Consider the following 17,957-nt stretch of genomic DNA (forward strand, 5'->3'; position numbering starts at 1 on the left):
GAGATTGAGATGAAGGAAATGATGGGGGCAAAGAGCCCTTCGGCTTTGTGGGCTGCCAAGATTTCGCGGCGCGGCTTGTTGTGCGCGGCGGGTTCGCTGGCGTTTGCGTCGCTGACGGGTTGCTCGCGCGGCGCTGCGGGCGGTGGTTCCGGCAAGGGCTTGGCGGGCAACGGCGATGACGATCCTTCCGACCTCTCCGACGTTACCATCACCATCGAGCCGCCCGCCCCGGCAAGCGAGGTCATTATGGTCGAGAACGCCTGCCGCCTGGCGGAGGGCGAGCCCACGGCGGAGGACACCTTGCTGCGGGCGTTGGAGTACAGCGAGCCGGCGTTTAGCTTGGCAGATAGGCTGCCAGATGGCATGACGCGCGGCGATGTCTACTATTTCGATTTGATGGGGATGGGTGCGGGCGCGGTAAAGAACTCGCAGATGCCCTGTGAGGTGGCGGAGGATACCACTCTGCCGGAAGGGTTCACCTATCTGGTGGTGGACGTTTCCATTCGCAATCCGCTGGATGAGAAGGTCAACTTCAACACGGCAGGGTGCATGTTGGGCGTCTATAGCGCAAACGACGATCCGGCGCTTACGTTTGAGGGAATCGATGCCAATACGTACCCGCGCACGGAGTTTGACCAGGTAGGCTACGCGGGCGAGGGCGCCTTCAGCATTTTCACGGGTGCTGACAATCCCTTGTGGGTGAGCGGCTACGATGGGCCGGGTCCCATGCAGCCGGGGGATCCCGTAGGCGATTTCTGGCGCGATTTGTGGATCATTCCACAGAAGCGCTACCAGTTCTATTACGTGGTGTCGGACGAGGACCTGCAGCGCGAGGGACTTGCCTGGCTTATCAGTCCTCGTCCAGATATCGATGGCGCGCACACGTACGCCTACAAGGTTGAGCTAGCGTAGGCTGCGGACTTACTCGTCCAAACAGTGCTCCGCGATGCAGCGCTTCAGCTCGTCGATGCCCGCGCCGGTCTGCGAAGAGGTGACAAAGATCTGCTCGGCGGGCAGTTCCAGCTGCTTGCGAATGCTTGCCAGCTGGCGGGCCTGCTGGGCGCGGCTGAGCTTGTCCGCTTTGGTGAGTGCTACCACAAAGTTGAACTCGTTCTCGCGCAGGTAATCGACCATCTCAAAGTCGAGCTTGCTGGGATCGTGGCGAATGTCGACCAACGAGACCACCAGGTTGAAGCTGCGCTCGCTCTCAAGAAAATCGCCGATAAGGACGGCCCAGCGGTCGCGCTCTGCCTTGGAGCGCTGGGCGAAGCCGTAGCCGGGCAGGTCTACAAAGTGGATGCCGTCCGCCTCGAAAAAGTTGATGTTGGCGGTCTTGCCGGGGGTGCTTGATACCTTGACCAGGCCCTTGCGGCCAAACAGCTTGTTCATGATGGAGGACTTGCCCACGTTGGAGCGACCCACAAAGCTGACTTCCGGGCAGGTAGAGGGCGGAATCTGCGACGCCTTGCCGTAGCTGGCGACAAAGTGGGCGAGGTTGTAGTTGATGTTTGCCATAGGTTCTCCTGAGGGTAGGGGCGGGGCCCGGGTTTGCGAGCCTTAACGGCTCTCGAGGCCCAGCTTGGCGGCTAGGCGGCGGACGATGGCCAGGGTGAGGGCGCTGGCGGAGCGGGCGTAGTCCTCAAGGTCGAATTCGCGCTCGCACAGGGCGTCGTAGGACTCGTCGCAGTTATCGGAGATGGCGCGCAGCACCAGGCAGTCGATGCCGTTCTTGGCGGCGACGTGCGCGATGGCGGCGCCCTCCATTTCGGCGCAATCTGCCTGGGTGGCGGCGACTACCTGGTCGCGCAGCTCCTTGCCAGAGATGAAGCGGTCTCCGGTGGCGATGGTTCCGCGCAGGTAGCGGCGAGGTTCCGCATCGGTGTTGTTGCGGCGGAAGAAGGAGGCGTCGGCGACGGCGCGCGCTTGCGTACCCTGGGCGATTTCCTCGTCCGATAGATTGGCATCCATGAAGCCGTGCGAGATCAGGGTCTCCTCTGCAAGGTCTACCAGGAAGTCGGTGGATTCGAATTCCTCTAGGCCGGGCTTGGATTCGGCGATCAACGCGGTATCGGTATCGATGTAGCGCAGGCGCTCGCCGATCACCACGTCATCGATGTGCAGCGCGGGGTTGAGGCCGCCGGCGATGCCGCTGAAGATGATGGCGTTGGCGTTGTACTTGGAGATAAGGTGCTGCGCGGCGGCCGCGGCGTTGACCGTGCCCATGCCGGCGGTGGTGCTCACGATGTTGAAGCCGTGGTACTCGCCACCGATGATCTTAAGACCGGCCTCCTCGCAGACGGTGCCGTGCTCGATGGAGGTATAGATCTGGCGAACCTCTTTCTCCAGGGCGCCGATGATCGCGATGGTTGGTGTCATAATGCTCCTCGCAGGTAGGTGCTGTTTTTTGCTTTGCCTATGGTACCAGCACCGCGTGGAAAAAATGCGATGCGAATGGCGGGCGCTCAAGTCGTTCGCGATGCTTGTCGGCGCGGACGAAAAATGCTTCTCTCGAAAACACAATATCACCTATATTTCGTCACAAGTTGCTGCCTGGCTGGGTATAAACTCATAGCAGACAGAGACCAAAGGCAGTTGATCCTATAATCCCTGTTCCTCATCTTTGAAGACCTCCGACAGTGGCTCCAACTTTTCGCCGGAGTTCCACAGTTCGGAGGTCATTTCATGAATCGAGGAATCAAATGACGAAAACAGCTGTTCTTATTGATGGTAATTACTTTCTTAAGCGCGCCAGAAAGCTCTGGGGGGATGTTGACCCGGAAAGCAGGGCGGCGCAATGTCATGCATATGCTTTGCAGCACATCGCTATTCCTCGAAAAAAGATAGTCGAATGTGGTGACCGTTCTCTATACAGAATCTTCTATTACGATTGCCCTCCTCTTTCAAAGGGCACTTTTAAGCAGCCGTGGAGTGCGCACAATACGGTGTTTAGCGCGAAGAACCCATCGAATGTTTGGATGTCGGATTTTCACTCTATTCTAGGATCAAAGCGTAAAGTGGCAATGCGGATGGGGGAACTTCGTGCCGCAAACGCTCACTACAATTTCAAACAGGAGTCATTAAAGAAGCTGTTAAGCGGCGAGCTCCTAGTCTCCGATCTTCAGGAAAATGACTATACGCTTGTTGGCCTTAAGCAATCGGGCGTTGATATGAGAATAGGACTCGATGTTGCCTCTCTCGCGCATCAAAGGCTTGTTGATCAGATAATTCTCGTTGCTGGAGACACTGACTTTATACCCGTGGCAAAAGCCGCTCGCAAGGCGGGCCTCGATTTTCTTATCGATCCGATGGGACATCGCTTGCCTCATGATCTCGTGCTTCAAACGGATGGGGTTGAGGACATTAGCATTGATTTTGATCCTCGAAATAATCAATTGAGGTAAATTGCCGATATTCGAACAACGACCGTGCGCTGACTTTGTTTGCGAGATGTAGGGGATGATGCTCAGCTGAAACGAGTCGTTCGGTTTGGCTATGGCAGCCGAGGTGCTCCAGGTGGGGAAATATTTTTTATGCAAGATCAAAATGGGGAAATGCTGGGCTACAGAAGTTCAGGTGGCTGTACACATACGTAGCATAAGAGTCAAAATGCGTAGTTTGTTAACGAGCGTGAGAATGGGAATCGCCTCAGAGACGACTAAGGGACGCCCGGCATCCCTGAAAGGGGGTTAGAAGGTAGCGTTGTGCGCCGTATTTGGGCCAACCTTACCCACCTCGTGGCCCTCAGCTGCCATCCAGATGGGGCACGGTTTTTTCTCGCTCAATTTACATGTATACAGTAGTAGAAAAACAGCAGGTAGCCAATCAAGAAGATGTATATCGATAGTCTGGGCCTGCTTCCCGGCGCGACCGCAGGCATCGACCGCAGAGTTCTTCTCGTTGAAGCCCTCCCAAAGCCTTTTTCAAATGTCCCTGCAAGGGATTCAGGGTGCCTGCCGTGGGTTTGCTGTGCGACAATCCCAAGGGGCAGCGCTGCAAAGGCATTGCGGTGCAAAAACTCGAAAGCGTCCAGGTGCTTGAAGGCCGGCGCGCAAGATGGCGTTTGTGCAGGGCGCTAAAGGAAGGCGGCTATATGGGTAACGCGAGCGGTGGGGCAAAGGGTAAGTCCGCGGCGGATCTTTCGTCCGCACGCGTGTCAATCTGCGTTGTGCTTCTGGTGGTAATGGGCTTTATTTTGGGTTCATCCGAGTTCATCATCATTGGTATCGAGCAGCAGGTGGCGGATGCCTTTGCCGTGCCGCTGTCCAGTGTGGGAGGACTGGTGAGCATCTTTGCGCTTGCGTACGCCATTCTTACTCCCGTGCTGGCGTTGACCACGGGTCGATTCCGGCGCTACACGCTCTTGATTATCTACTCCCTGCTGTTCTGCGCGGGCAATGCGCTCGCCGCGATCTCGCCCACGTTTGAGATGCTGTACGCGGCTCGCGTGGTGCTAGGCGCGGTCTCCGGCGGGCTTTTGGCGGTGGGCGTTACTTATCTGCCCGAGCTTTTGGGTCCCAAGCGCACGTCGTTTGGCATCTCGCTGGTGTACGGGGCGTTTTCCGTCGCCATGGTTATCTCCACGTCGCTGGGCAAGATGATTGCGGAGGTTTCTAGCTGGCGCGTTGCCATGTGGGCGGTTTTGGCGGTATCCATCGCGGTATGCGTAGCGCTTGTGGCCATGCTGCCGCGTGCGGGTGAGACTGATGAGCCGGCGACCGTTCGAGATCAGATCGGCCTTTTGGGCGAGCCCCAGGTGTTGGTGGGCATGGCCATCTTCATCTTTGGCGTTGGCGGCGTGTACGTGCTCTATGCGTTCATCACGCCGTACCTGGAGCAGGTGCTGGGAATGAGCGCGCTCCAGGCTTCCGGCACGCTGATGGTCTACGGTGTCATGTGCATCATCTCCAACATGCTCTCGGGCATTGTTGACGCGCGCGTTGGGATGAAGGGCCTGGTGCCGGTGTTCTTGCTGCAGGCGGGTCTGCTGTTTGCGCTTTATCTTCTGGGCGCAGCCATGCCGGCGGCGCTGTTGGTGATTTTGGGTCTGGGTATCTCCATGTACGTGCTCTCGGTACCGTGCATCTCCATGTTCATGCGCGTTGCGCGGCAGCGCCATCCCAAGGCCATGATGCTTGCGAGCTCAGTCGAGCCCACGGCGTTCAACATTGGCATCAGCTTTGGAACGGCGGTGGGGTCCGCGGTGGTGGCGGGGCCCGGTATGGCGAGCGCGGGCGTGGTGGGCGCCGTCTTCTCGCTGGTGGCATGCGCGCTTACGCTGCTGACCATGCGAATCGATCGCCGACGTGGCTAGGTTGCGCGGCTTGTCGTAGGGGCTTACGGGTACGGTGCCGATACCGAGCCGTCGCTCCTTTCCATGGCGATGAGGAAGCGGGTGCGACTGCAACACCCGGTTACCCTATGAGGTGCGTGGAGCGTACGCCTCCAGTCGCTTTGGGAGTAGCCGGGTTTTTACGGTCCGTATTTTATCGATTCAGACGAATCGCAAACGGTCGATATGCGCCTGCGAACGGTTTTCTTTTCTGGTCTATTCCGTTCCAATCTGTGTGCAGGATAGGGGAGGCGCGAATAAAAAGTACCATCTACCTGCATATTTAAGTTTGTTCAGTTCAGTTCCGCATGAATCGGAAGCAATTGAATCGAACTATTGCTTTTGGGAACGTATGATTTTTATGTCGAGCAGATGAAAGGGAGGTGACGGGGTTTGGAAATCTCACAGGTTGTCGAATTTGTACGCACCCATGAGGGCATCACGCCCGAGCACGCGGCAATGCAGCTCAGTGTAAGCACGCGCACTTTGCGTAAGTATATCGCGCGGGCAAACGATGCACTTGAGGGCGCGGCTTGCATTACGCTACCGCGCGGCGAGGGATATCGCTTTATCGTCCAAGACGCAAAAGCGTTCGAGTCTTGGAATGCGAAGAATGGTCTGAGCGTTGGTCTGGCATGCAAGACGTCCGAAGAGCGGGTTAACTACCTTCTCAACGATCTGCTTATGCGCGGAGACTGGATCAAGCTGCAGGAGCTTTCCAATGCCCTGTATGTCTCAAAAAGCGCCCTTTCAGGAGATCTCAAAAAGGTCGAGGAGAGGCTTCGCTCGTACGATTTGGTGCTAGAAAAGCGGTCCCACTACGGTATTCGCGTGGTGGGCAGCGAGATGTCACGGCGTTTATGCCTTGCGCGGGCCGCCATCGAAGCTCGCGGGGGGGGGTATCTCCAAGAAAAAGCCGGTGGCCTGCATACCTCGGCAATTAAGGCTATCGCCAGCGGGCGCTTGGAGAATAGCGACGAGCTCCTCGATGCCATCGCAACGTGCGTGTGTCAGGCGTCCGAGGAATGGAATATCGTTATCAACTCCTCGGCGTTCCAGAATCTGCTCGTCCACATCGTGGTGGCGCTCATTCGCATCTCTGAAGACTGCTATGTTCCCATCGAGGACAGCCGTCTGCAGCGAATCGTGGAAACGTATGAGTTTCGCGCGGCGGAAGACATCGCGACTCGAATCGCAACCCTGACAGGCGTGACGCTTCCGCGCGAGGAAATCGCCTACATCGCGATTCACCTTGCCGGCAAGCAGACCATCTACCAGTCACCTGACGAGGACAGCCTTGTCATTTCGGATGAGGTATGGGAAGTCGTGTCCGACATGCTGGAACGCGTGTGGCGGGTCTTTCGCTTCGACTTCAGAAACGATCTTGAGCTGCGCATGAACCTTGCGCGTCATATCCAGCCGCTGTCCGTTCGCTTGCGCTATAAACTCAAGCTCACCAATCCCATGCTCGAGGACATCAAGGCGCGCTACCCGCTGTCGTTTTCTATTGCGGCGGACGCCTCTTCAGTCATAGCCGAGAAGTACGGGGCGAGCCTGTCCCACGATGAGATCGGGTATATCGCTCTCGCATTCGAGCTCGCCCTCGAGCGCTCCAAGACCGAGGTCGCGAAGAAGAACATCCTGGTGATTTGCGCATCGGGAGCGGGAAGCGCTCGCTTACTCGAATACCAGTGTCGTCGGGAGTTTGGAGACTACATCGACCAGATTCAGACCTGCGATGCCTTGAGCTTGGACAAGATCGACTTTTCCAAGATCGACTATGCATTTACCACCGTTCCGCTTCACATCGAGTTGCCCGTTCCGGTCCGAGAGGTTTCTTGTTTCCTCGATCCCGCCGAGGCGGAGCGAACCCGAGCGATGCTTCGCAAGGAGATGCGCGCCGAGAACGTTAACGCCTTCCGCTTTATCGGGGAGGACCTGTTTTTTCCGCATCTATCCTTTACCACTAAGGACGAGGTGCTTGATTTCTTGATCGGCCGTGCGGAAGCGCTTCGGGATACGGCACCGGAGTTCCGCGATCTGGTGTATGCCCGCGAGGAGCGCATGGCGACGGCATTCGGAAACAACATCGCCATGCCGCACCCATTGGAGGTTGCGAGCAATGACGCGTTTATCTGCGTCGGCCTACTTGATGAGCCCGTCGGCTGGGGAATCGACGGGGAGAAGGCGCAAGCCGTCTTCCTGATGGGTTTCTCATTCGATGAGGACGGTGAAGCTCGCTCGTTTTTAGACGGTTTCGCGGGAGTGCTGGTCGATTCGTCTGCAATCGGCCGCTTGGTGTCGGAGCAAACCTGGGACGTTTTCGTTCAGCTTTTGGACGATGCCGGCGTTTCGGCGAGAGGCCGTCTGGGAGTCGAGACACAACTCTGACAGTTTGCTATTTCTCTACGCCTCGGCATATGCCGCGCGCGTTGCATATGTTCGCAAGAAGAAGGGATGAGAGGAGGAAACAATGGCTGAGGAAGAAAGCATGGAGCTTATTTCGTTCGGAATCGTAGCCTCTGCCGGTCAGGCGCGCAGCCTGGCTATGGAGGCCATCGCGCAGGCGCGCGAAGGCGATGTCGAAGGCGCACGCAAGACGCTCGAGGAATCGCGCGAGATTGGCCTGCAGGCACACGACGAGCAGACGAAGCTCCTTTCCCGCGAAGCCGGCGGAGAGCACGTGCCCGTGGACGTGCTGCTGGTTCATTCGCAGGACCACCTGATGACCTCGATGCTCTGCCAGGATCTGGCTGAGGAGATCATCACATTGTACGAGCGCGTTGCTGTTAGGTAGGCGCATCGGTCGCATGTAGGCCGTGATGCAACGGAGCTAAGATGCTCCAGAAGGGAATGATTTGTCATGAAGGTTTTGCTTGTTTGCGCAGCGGGTATGTCCACCAGCATGCTTATGAAGAAGATGGACGCCTATGCAGCTGAGAACGGAATCGATCTCGAGGTTGCCGCCCGCAGCTTCACCGAGCTTAAGGATCCTAAGGCCGATGGATACGACTGCATTCTCGTAGGTCCGCAGATTTCATACCAAAAGGACAAGGTAGCCAAGAAGGCTGACGGCCTGCCCGTCGAAGTCATTCCCATGAAAGATTACGGTCGCCAGAACTGCCCGGCAATCTTTGAGTTGATCAACAGCTTGATTGCCTAGCAGCGTCCTCTGAGTGTAGATGATTGGTTGAGCGCATGAAGAAGAAAGAGCAGATCAGAAGGGCGCGCGCGAAGGCGCAGGCTCAGGCCGAGCGCGCTAAGTCTAGCGTTGCCGAGAGCTGCGCCGTAGGGGAGAATCGGTCTGGTGCGGGCATTGGGGTTGCGTCGAAAAGGGAGCACGGCCCCGGCACGGATGGATTCAAGCGCGAGCAGTCTATTAAGACTGCTAAGTGGAATCGCTTCATGCTGATTCGCTACCTGGATGCGGGTCTGTTTTTCATTGGTTTGTATTGGCTGTTCATGCTTCTCGCTTTTCAGCCGAGTTTCGCCGCGGTTGTTCCGTTGCTGGAGGCTGTGCTGGCCCTTGCGGTGATGGTGGAGGTTTTCACCACGCTGTCTCGCGAGGTCGAGTACCTTAAGTGGTCCCATCGCGCCCTTATCGCCTCGTGTGTTGTAAGTGCGGTAGCGCTTGTCGCGACGCTCGCCGTTGGTGAAAAGCTCTTCTTCCCGTTTTTTAGCAGCAAGATGGTTGGGGCCATATTCTGCGTCGCTCTTATTGCGGTCAAGCTCATCATCATCTATCGCATCGCTCTTGTGCGCGATCGCCGCGACAAGCGCTATGCACTGTATCAGAAGATTCTCAAGTACAACAACTAAAACGACAGGGGGTTGGAATAGTGTTCGATCTTCTTGAGAAGTACATTATGGGACCGATGACCAAGCTGTCTCAGTTCCGCATGATTCGCGCGATTACCTTTGCGGGTATGACGTCGATTTCGTTCACCATCGTCGGTTCGATGTTCCTTATTCTTAATGTCCTTCCGCAGGCATTTCCGGTGCTTGCCGGCATCTGGTCCGTGTCCTTTGACAAGATCACCAATGTGTACATGCTTGCGAATAGTGCCACAATCGGCTGCATCGCCGTCTACTTCCTAATCGCGACGGCTTTCGAGTACGCTCGCATCCTCTCCGAGGAGGACGAGATCGATATCAAGCCCGTTAACGCAGTGCTCATGGCGGTTATGGCGCTCTTTATCTGCATCCCGCAGATTGGCGTCGTCGACGGCGTCATCTCTTTGCTCAACGATGCCGAGTCCGGCCTCTTCAGCGGTTGGACGGTTTCCTCTAGCGGTCCCGCCCGTTTCGGCGCCACCGGTATCTTCTGCGCTTTCATCATCGCTTGGTTCTCCGTTCGCATCTACGCCCTCTGCGTCGAGAAGAACATCGTCATCAAGCTTCCCGATGTTGTGCCCGATGGCGTCGCTCGTTCGTTCACCGCTTTGATTCCTGGCTTCCTGGTCGCAATCGTTTGCATGCTTATTCAGGTTGCCTTCATGATGTTCGGTACGGACTTCTACAGTTTTATCGCCATTCCGTTCGGCTTTGTCGTTAACATCGTCGATACGCTGCCCGGCATCCTGTTCATCTACTTCCTGATTCATGCTCTGTGGCTCGTCGGTATCCATGGCGCCACCATCGTGACTTCGCCGTTGACCGCTATCGCCCTGTCCAATCTCGTGGTGAATGCCGATGGAGGCGCCGCTATTTGGGCGGGCGAGTTCAACAACGCGTTCGTTACCGTCGGCGGCTCCGGCGCAACCCTTGGCCTGACTATCCTCATGGTTGCCATCGCCAAGTCCGAGCAGCTCAAGGCTATCGGCAAGGCTGAGATCGTGCCCGCGCTCTTCAATATCAACGAGCCGCTCATCTTCGGTCTGCCCATCGTGTACAACCCGGCACTTGCCGTTCCGTTCATGCTCGCTCCTATGGCTTCTGCCGCTATTGCCTACCTAGCCATCTCCACGCATTTTATCCCGGCCGTCCTCGTGCAGATGCCTTGGCCCACGCCGGTCGGTTTGGGTGCCTTCATTTCCTGTGGCGGCTCCTTCACTGCTGCTCTCGTTGCCATCCTTGGCGCCGTGGTCGCCACGCTCATCTACTTCCCGTTCTTCAAGAAGTACGATAAGCAGCTTTGCGAGGAAGAGGCTGCCAAGCTCGCTGCTGAGTAGGCTGAGTCGAGTACCTGTACCGTCCGCATACGTGCTGCAAGGGGCCGGTAGACCAGACGGTCTGCCGGCCCCTTTTTCTACATGGTTCGATTAGAGGGGTTTTATCATGGCTTTTTCTGACGACTTCCTATGGGGCGGCGCCGTTGCCGCGCATCAGCTTGAGGGTGGCTGGGATTGCGACGGCAAGGGGCCGAGCATCATGGATGTCACCACCGCGGGTGACGTGAAAACCCGCCGTCGTTTTACGGCAGAGGTCTTGCCGGGTGAGAATTATCCCAATCACGAGGCGATCGATTTCTACCATCGTTATAAGGAAGACATCGCGCTCATGGGCGAGATGGGTTTCAAGTGTTTCCGCACCTCCATTGCATGGAGTCGAATCTTCCCCGAGGGCGACGAGCTTGTTCCCAATGAGGCGGGCTTGAAATTCTATGACGATTTGTTTGACGAGTGCTTGGCGCATGGAATTGAGCCTGTGGTGACGCTAAGCCATTTCGAGATGCCGCTTGGGCTTGTTAACAAGTACGGCGGTTGGCGTAACCGCAAACTCATCGATCTCTTTGTTCGTTTCGCCACGGTGTGCTTCGAGCGCTATAAGGACAAGGTCACCTATTGGATGACCTTTAACGAGATCAACAACCAGGCTAGCTACAATGACGACTTCGCTATGCTGGTGGACTCCGGCATTGTGGCCGAGCCTGGCGAGAACCGCGAGAAGGCGATGTATCAAGCCGCTCATTACGAGCTGGTTGCAAGCGCCAAAGCGGTGATGATTGGTCGCGCTATCAACCCCAATTTCCAAATTGGCTGCATGATCGCCATGTGCCCGGTGTATCCGGCGAGCTGCAAACCCGAGGACATTCTCATGGCGCATAAGGCGATGGAGCGTCGCTACTACTACGCCGATGTCCATACTCTGGGTTTCTATCCTCCCAACATCACCGCGCTGTGGGAGCGCAAGGGCTATGTCATCGACGTGACCACTGAAGACCTCGTCCTGCTGCAGCAGGGCACGGTCGATTACATCGGGTTCTCCTATTACATGAGCTTTGCCACCCAGTGGCGCGAGGACAACGCTCATTTTGATTTCGATGAGTCTGCCGACCTGGTCAAGAACCCGTTTGTCAAGGCGTCTGACTGGGGTTGGCAGATCGACCCCGTCGGCCTCCGTTACGCGCTTAATTGGTTCACGGATCGCTACGCGCTTCCGCTGTTCATTGTCGAGAACGGTTTTGGCGCGTACGACAAGAAGGAGGCCGACGGTTCCGTTCACGATCAGTACCGTATCGACTACCTGCGCGCGCATATAGAGCAGATGAAGCTTGCGGTCGAGGAGGACGGCGTCGACCTAATGGGCTACACCCCGTGGGGCTGCATCGACTTGGTAAGCGCCGGAACGGGCGAGATGGAGAAGCGCTACGGCTTCATCTACGTCGACAAGGACAACCAAGGCAACGGTACGCTGGAGCGCTCGCGCAAGGACAGCTTTGCCTGGTATAAGAAGGTCATTGCCACCAACGGCGAAGACCTGTCGTAACGTCGGGCTGCATCGAGCCGACGCGAGGGCGAGCGTCGCATAAGGCGCTGGCATCAGCGGGGCGGGCATGGATTGGCTCGCCCCGCCGCCTATGGGCGGAAAAGAGCTGTGTAAAAAAGATATCTGGGGGAAGCATGAAGGCACGACGGGGCGGCGTGCAGGGGGCTGCGCGCGAATCGCTGCAGATTAGATATGGGGCGCTGCAGGCGCTCTACTACTTCACAACGTGCGCGCTCGGTGGATTTGCGGCGATATTCTTGGGTTACAAGGGGTTTTCCAACACGCTTATCGGAGTCGCGACGGGCTCGTCGTGCGTGCTGTGCGTGATCGTGATGCCGCTTGCGTCTGCCTTGCTGCAACGCGTGCCCATCGTGACAATTCCACGTGTGCTGCGATGCCTCATCGTTGGTTCACTTGCCTGTTACGTCGCGTTGGCACTGGCACCGTTGCCGCGGGCGCTCGAGATTCCCGTCTTTGCGATCGCCAACGCGCTATCGCTTGCAGTCGCGCCGTTTTTGTCGCAGCTTGCGATGGGGTTCAATAGCATCGGCATGCCCATCAATTTTGGTTTGGCGCGCGGCATGGGTTCTATCTCATACGCCGTCGGTGCGGTAGGGCTGAGTGGCTTGGTGGATGCGGTGTCGCCTGCGGGTTTGGTCGCGGCTTTCGCGGTAGCGGCGGTGGCGTTTTTGGCTGTGCTTGCAACCATGCCTCCGTGTGAGCGGAAAAATGCGGACGAGGAATCCCAATGCAAGCAGACTGCTGATCGACGGGCTGGATTATCTGGAAGTGCTCTGGGCGAGATTTTGCAGCAACGGGTGCTGGTGATGGTTCTTATTGGCTTTATGGTTGCGTTTGTTGCATGCAACTGCCTAAGCGTTTACTTGATTGATATCGTAGTCAACTTGGGCGGAGACACTTCGATGTACGGCATAGCGATCTTTTGTATGGCAGCGAGTGAACTGCCGGCAATGGCGCTCGTTCCACGCCTGCGTCGTCATTTCTCAAATAGCACGCTGTTTATGGTAGTCGGTGCTGCGTATTTACTGCGCAATTTGATAGTCGTTAACGCTGTTAGCGTTCCCATGGTGTTTGTTGGATTGCTGTTCCAGTCGATAAGCTATGGATTGCTCACACCGCTGCTCACCTGTTATGTCGCCGAGGTCTTGACTCCTAGAAGCGAAATGCTGGGGCAGACGCTGCTTTCTGTAGCGACCACGGGCGTGGGTTCAATGGTTGGCACAGTTGCCGGCGGCGCGCTACAGGATGTGTTTGGTATTCAGGCGATGTTGTCCTTCGTCGCATTGAGTACCGTGGCGGCCTTTATCATTTTCATAAGTGCCGGTATTCGATGCCGTAAGGACGAGGCTTCCGCCAAGATTTCGCCTGCGCTTTCTTAAGGTTGTCATATGTGGGTGCTGAATCTGTTTCTCGTCCAGATAATGAGAACTAAAGCAAGGCAAGCGTTTTCTCGCAGTTCTCCTTAACGTGGGGGAGCAAGTGGTCTTGCAGCTCATCGATGCCAACGATGGCGTCGCTCTCCTTAAGTACCTGCTCCATAAGCACAGGGATTCGTTGCGCGTAGTCAGCCATGAGGTCCGTGCAGAAATCTGTAGTGATCCCAATGCGTGCGAGGTTCTCGCCACATGAATTGACAAAGCGCTCGATAGCGCCGCTGCCAATTCTGCCCAGGCGGCTCTCTCCGCCAACGCCCATGGCAAGCCTGCCGTGGCGCCTTAGCAGTTCGTAGGGCAAGCCAGACGCCACGTCATACATCGGCGCGAGCAGCGCTCCGCTCCCAGAGAGAAGCAGGGAATAGTTTTTGGCGTGTGCATCCGTTCCTCCAATAAGAACGTTGAAGAGCAGCATCCGTATGAATGAGGAAACGTTAAAATCTGCGTAGGGTAGACTCGCCAGCAGCGCAAGGATGTCCGTTGCGCTGGGACCGCCATCGGAGGTGTACTTCTCATAGGGCATCTTGCCCAGCGCTTGGCAAAGGTCTTCTTGATGTAGGCGCGAGACGTCTCCGCGCGCGTCGGTCGTTCGGTCGAAGCGCTTCACAATCAAAGCGGGCTCGTCCTCAAATAACTGGTAGGTAACCTGGGCTGCGGGAATATCCAGAAGACCGGCGGTTCTCAAGCATGCGTATTCGTTGAGCGCCTGGAGCTTGTATCCCGCGACTCCGTATTTGAATATGTGTGTGGTTGGGGCAGATCCCAGTGCGGAGTTCCAAGATCCGTTGTGCCACGCCAGGGCGAATTTGCCCTGATTGCCACCGAGCGACCAGCTCTCATTCTTTCCCAACCACGTAGCGTCGTCATCGTCTCGCACGGACTTAAGGCGCAGGGCGATCTGGTGGTTGGTTAGCGGTTCATATGCGGCTGGACGAGGATCGGCGATACTCTGGTCCCCGTTTTGAGACGGCGGAAAGAACTGCACGCCACCGGGACAATCGAGGCCGATATGCTCAAGCATGGCGACGGCGTTATTGGGACGGATGCCGAATTCCCGAGCGATGGCGCTGCGTTGCCGCTCACTATCCGGCAGCAAGCCAAAGAGGTAGGGAAGCAGCTTGGTGTTGTGGAAGGACTGGTTTTTGAGGGGTAGCGCTACAGAAAGCGGGGCCCCGCGATAAGAGGAATCGTATGCAAAATGCGCGATGCCGTGTTGATCTTGCCAAAGCGTGCCCGCCACCTGGCCGTTGATGGTTGCCTGCAAGTAGATGGATGCCATTAGAAGCCTCCTCGCTGCCAGTCCTCGGGCTCCTGGGGGTTTTCCGCGCTGGCGTAGGGCAGCGGACCGGTGGTGTTGCCGGTGATGCGCCTAAAAAGCTCGTCATAGGTTGTGGGCCGCGGTTCCTTTTGCGGCGGACCGCTGGGTGCGACGGCCTTGAACTGCGGGTCTGCTCGCACAAAGAGCGAGAGGCCCAGCGATTCGAGAATCGAGAGCAGCTTGTCGAGGCGGATGCCGGGCGCGGTGCCAACTTCGAGCGCGATGATAGAGCGCTCGGAGACGCCGCAAAGCCACGAGAGCTGCCGCTGCGTAAGGCCTTGACGCTTGCGGGCCTCGCGTACGTATATGCCAACCTGGCGGGGGATGACAATATCCATGGGGCCGTCGATGAGGTTGGCGTAAGGATTGGTGACATCGTCCATAAGCGGTCTCCCTTAAGTGCAGACTTTTGCATATCAGTCTATCTGTAAAAGTCTGCAGAATCAAGTATATGCAAAAGTTTGCAGACTACCATGGACGAGAAAGGGGACCTTAAAACAGGTCCCCTTGGCGGTTCGGATGTGCGTCTGGTCAGCCCCTTATAGCGCGAGGCGCGCTTGCGTTACAGGTACTCAATCTGGGCGCCTTCGGTGTCGCAGGTGAGGATGTGCGTCTCGCAGGTGGGGAAGTTCTCGCGCAGGCGCACCTGTAGGAACTTGGCGACGATGGTGTCGTCCGTAGCGGCCATAAGGGTGGAGCCGGAGCCGGAGATCCACATGGTCTTGGCACCGCCCTCCAGGCAGACGCGGCGAATATCCTCGTAGTCGGGGATGAGGGCGCGGCGGTAAGGCTCCTGCAGGCGGTCGTCGTTAGCGGCGGCGACCAGATCGAGGTCACCGGTTTCAAGACCGCGCGTCATGCCGGCGATGCGGCCCATCTGCCACACGGTGGTGGACAGGGGCACTTCCTGCGGAACGACCTTGCGGGCATCGCTGGTGTGGACCTCGTAGGGTGGGATGATGGTGATGAAGCGCAGGCGGTCGCTAACCTCGTAACGCAGGCAGCGCGGCAGGTCACCCTCGGGCGTGAAGGAGCACACGGCGCCGCCCAGGATGGCGGGGGCGACGTTATCGGGGTGGCCCTCGACGGCGGTGGCGATGCGAACCAGCTCGGCGCGGTCAACGGTGTGGCCGGTCAGCGCGGCTGCCGCCATGATGCCGGCGACCACGCAGGTGGAGCTGGAACCCAGGCCGCGGGCGACGGGAACCTCGGTCTCGATGTGCAGCTTCACGGGGAAGGGTTCGACGCCCCATTCGCGCAGCGCGTCGACAAAGGAGACGTAGACCAGGTTGTTTTCGTTTTGGAACTCCTCCGGGCAGCCGGTGATCTGCAGCGTGTCGGCGCGATCGAAGGTGAAGTGCGAGTACAGCGACACGGCCATGCCCAGCGTGTCGTAGCCAATGCCAAGGTTGGCGCTAGTAGCCGGTACGGTGATCTTGATCATAGGGAAAGCTCCTCGTCCAAATACTAAAGCTTGGCAGCTGCCTGCTCCACAAAGCCGCCCATGCCGTCGATATCCACCACGGCGTCGTGCAGGACGGGCTTTTGCTGCAGCTCGGAAAGCTGGGTGGGGGCGACAGTACCGGTCGCCTTCTCAAGCACGTTCATGCAGGCGAAATCGTCCGGCGGGCAGAACAGGCCAAGCGAGCCGGCGACGGCGCGCGGGAACTTGTAGGGGCTGGCGGTGGAGAGGACCACGCGGGCTTTGGCGTCTGGGGCGGCGGGAACCTGGCCCAAGACGTGGTAGCCGCAGGCGGTGTGCGGGTCGATGAGGTAGCCGTTGCGATCCCAGCAGTCCTTGATGGCGGCGGCGACCTGGTCCTCGTCCGCCCAGCCGCAGCCAAAGACGGCCTGGATCTTTGCCAGCAGCTCCGCGGGCACGTCATAGGAGCCCTGGGCGAGCTGCGCCATAAGGCTGGCTACAAGCTCGCAATCGCCGTCTGCCAGATAGTAGAGCATGCGCTCGAGGTTGGACGAGATGAGGATGTCCATGCTGGGCGAGGTGGTGGTGTAGAAGGGGCGCTGGCGATCATAGGTGCCGGTGGTGAGGAAGTCGAAGAGCACGTTGTTCTTGTCGCTCGCCACGATGAGCTTGGCTACGGGCAGGCCCAGGCGCTGGGCGTAGTAGCCGGCCAGGATGTCGCCGAAGTTGCCGGTGGGCACGCAGAACTCAGCAGCGTCGCCGGGCTGGATCTTGCCGGCGCGAAGCAGCTGGGCGTACGCGGCGAAGTAGTAGACAACCTGGGGCACCAGGCGGCCGACGTTGATGGAGTTGGCGCTGGAGAGCTGCACGCCCGCGGCGGCCAGGCGGTCGGCGAGCTCGCGATCGGCGAAGATGCGCTTGACGGCGCTTTGGGCGTCGTCGAAGTTGCCGCGCACGGCGCAGACGGAGACGTTGGCGCCCTCCTGCGTGCTCATCTGGAGTTCCTGCACGCGGGAGACCTTGCCCTCCGGATAGAAGACGGTGATGCCGCAGCCGGGGGCGTCCGCAAAGCCGGCCAGCGCCGCCTTGCCGGTATCGCCGCTGGTGGCGGTGACGATCATGATCTTATCGGCAGCGCCTTCGGCGTTGGCGCTGGTGCGGGCCATGAGGCGGGGGAGCATCTGCAGGGCGACGTCCTTGAAGGCGCTGGTGGGACCGTGCCAGAGCTCCATCACGTAGGCGGGGGCGCTGCCCTGGTCCGCCTCGCCGGCGACGCCCTTGAGGTCGACCACCGGGGTCACCTCGTCGGAGGCGAAGGTGCTGCCGTAGGCCTCGTCCACGCACGCCGCGATCTCGTCTGCGGAGTAGTCGGGCAACAGGGTGCTCAGCACCTCGCGCGCCAGCTCGAAGTAGTCCTTATTGGCAAGGCCCTCCAGGTCGATCTTGCTCTGACCCAGCTCGTCGGATACGTACAGGCCGCCGTCTGGCGCGATGCCGCGGCGGATGGCCTCTTTAGCGCTGAGCTGCGCGGTGCGGGAACGGGTGCTGTGGTAGGTCGCCATAAACGTGCTCCTTATGGGTGCGTGGGCGTCATGCGGGCGCCCGTAAAACGTTGCTGCACATGGTATCAGAGCATACATGCGAGCCGTCCTGCGGAGCGACGGGCAACATGCCCGTTCAGCTGCAATTCACATGACGTTCTTTGTTTGGAAACAAAAGTGCGAT

The 17,957-nt window shown here is 58.2% G+C and carries 16 protein-coding genes; 10 read left to right on the forward strand and 6 right to left on the reverse strand.

The genetic code is table 11. The annotated features are described in order from the left end of the window. The first annotated feature begins 9 nt into the window (after positions 1 to 9). Complete coding sequence (locus B3H65_RS06805) at positions 10 to 912, forward strand: hypothetical protein (protein ID WP_286684642.1); 903 nt, start codon at positions 10 to 12, stop codon at positions 910 to 912. A gap of 9 nt (positions 913 to 921) precedes the next feature. Here the strand turns inward: B3H65_RS06805 and yihA are convergent, their stop codons facing one another. Beyond that, positions 922 to 1,515: a ribosome biogenesis GTP-binding protein YihA/YsxC gene (gene yihA, locus B3H65_RS06810; RefSeq protein ID WP_286684643.1), complete on the reverse strand. Its 594-nt coding sequence runs from the start codon at positions 1,513 to 1,515 to the stop codon at positions 922 to 924. 42 nt (positions 1,516 to 1,557) lie between these two features. Beyond that, positions 1,558 to 2,376, reverse strand: a complete 819-nt coding sequence (locus B3H65_RS06815) for a 5'-methylthioadenosine/S-adenosylhomocysteine nucleosidase (RefSeq protein ID WP_117679582.1) — start codon at positions 2,374 to 2,376, stop codon at positions 1,558 to 1,560. A 323-nt stretch (positions 2,377 to 2,699) separates the two neighbouring features. Between B3H65_RS06815 and B3H65_RS06820 the strand changes: the two genes are divergently transcribed. From B3H65_RS06820 to B3H65_RS06860, 9 genes are all read left to right on the forward strand, one after another. Then, positions 2,700 to 3,401: an NYN domain-containing protein gene (locus B3H65_RS06820; RefSeq protein WP_286684644.1), complete on the forward strand. Its 702-nt coding sequence runs from the start codon at positions 2,700 to 2,702 to the stop codon at positions 3,399 to 3,401. Positions 3,402 to 4,090: 689 nt separating this feature from the next. Continuing rightward, positions 4,091 to 5,311, forward strand: coding sequence for an MFS transporter (locus tag B3H65_RS06825; protein WP_286684645.1), 1,221 nt, complete (start codon positions 4,091 to 4,093; stop codon positions 5,309 to 5,311). 411 nt (positions 5,312 to 5,722) lie between these two features. Further along, entirely contained in the window at positions 5,723 to 7,720 is a 1,998-nt protein-coding gene (locus tag B3H65_RS06830; RefSeq protein ID WP_286684646.1) for a BglG family transcription antiterminator, read from the forward strand. An 82-nt stretch (positions 7,721 to 7,802) separates the two neighbouring features. After that, a complete protein-coding gene (locus tag B3H65_RS06835) occupies positions 7,803 to 8,126 on the forward strand; it encodes a PTS lactose/cellobiose transporter subunit IIA (RefSeq protein WP_286684647.1) in 324 nt (107 codons plus the stop codon). A gap of 66 nt (positions 8,127 to 8,192) precedes the next feature. Beyond that, positions 8,193 to 8,492, forward strand: a complete 300-nt coding sequence (locus B3H65_RS06840; protein WP_286684648.1) for a PTS sugar transporter subunit IIB — start codon at positions 8,193 to 8,195, stop codon at positions 8,490 to 8,492. A 35-nt stretch (positions 8,493 to 8,527) separates the two neighbouring features. Further along, positions 8,528 to 9,148, forward strand: a complete 621-nt coding sequence (locus B3H65_RS06845; RefSeq protein ID WP_286684649.1) for a hypothetical protein — start codon at positions 8,528 to 8,530, stop codon at positions 9,146 to 9,148. A 20-nt stretch (positions 9,149 to 9,168) separates the two neighbouring features. Next, positions 9,169 to 10,500 carry a PTS cellobiose transporter subunit IIC gene (gene celB, locus B3H65_RS06850; protein ID WP_286684650.1) on the forward strand — a complete coding sequence of 444 codons (1,332 nt, stop codon included), beginning with the start codon at positions 9,169 to 9,171 and terminating at the stop codon, positions 10,498 to 10,500. Between the two features lie 106 nt (positions 10,501 to 10,606). Further along, entirely contained in the window at positions 10,607 to 12,037 is a 1,431-nt protein-coding gene (locus tag B3H65_RS06855; RefSeq protein WP_286684651.1) for a 6-phospho-beta-glucosidase, read from the forward strand. Positions 12,038 to 12,171: 134 nt separating this feature from the next. Continuing rightward, complete coding sequence (locus tag B3H65_RS06860) at positions 12,172 to 13,437, forward strand: MFS transporter (RefSeq protein ID WP_349675987.1); 1,266 nt, start codon at positions 12,172 to 12,174, stop codon at positions 13,435 to 13,437. Between the two features lie 49 nt (positions 13,438 to 13,486). Here B3H65_RS06860 and B3H65_RS06865 read toward each other — a convergent pair whose 3' ends face one another. The 4 genes from B3H65_RS06865 to thrC all read right to left on the reverse strand — a co-directional run bounded on the left by B3H65_RS06865 (position 13,487) and on the right by thrC (position 17,794). Continuing rightward, positions 13,487 to 14,770 (reverse strand): HipA domain-containing protein, encoded by a 1,284-nt coding sequence (locus B3H65_RS06865; protein WP_286684653.1) that lies wholly within the window; start codon positions 14,768 to 14,770, stop codon positions 13,487 to 13,489. Beyond that, positions 14,770 to 15,192: a helix-turn-helix domain-containing protein gene (locus B3H65_RS06870; RefSeq protein ID WP_286684654.1), complete on the reverse strand. Its 423-nt coding sequence runs from the start codon at positions 15,190 to 15,192 to the stop codon at positions 14,770 to 14,772. Before B3H65_RS06870 ends, B3H65_RS06865 begins: the two co-directional genes overlap by 1 nt. 179 nt (positions 15,193 to 15,371) lie before the next feature. Beyond that, positions 15,372 to 16,253 carry a homoserine kinase gene (gene thrB, locus B3H65_RS06875; protein ID WP_286684655.1) on the reverse strand — a complete coding sequence of 294 codons (882 nt, stop codon included), beginning with the start codon at positions 16,251 to 16,253 and terminating at the stop codon, positions 15,372 to 15,374. A gap of 23 nt (positions 16,254 to 16,276) precedes the next feature. Beyond that, positions 16,277 to 17,794 carry a threonine synthase gene (thrC, locus tag B3H65_RS06880; protein WP_286684656.1) on the reverse strand — a complete coding sequence of 506 codons (1,518 nt, stop codon included), beginning with the start codon at positions 17,792 to 17,794 and terminating at the stop codon, positions 16,277 to 16,279. Positions 17,795 to 17,957 lie beyond the last annotated feature (163 nt).

It is taken from the genome of Collinsella sp. UBA1693 (assembly GCF_002320115.1).
Taxonomy (GTDB): Bacteria; Actinomycetota; Coriobacteriia; order Coriobacteriales; family Coriobacteriaceae; genus Collinsella; species Collinsella tanakaei.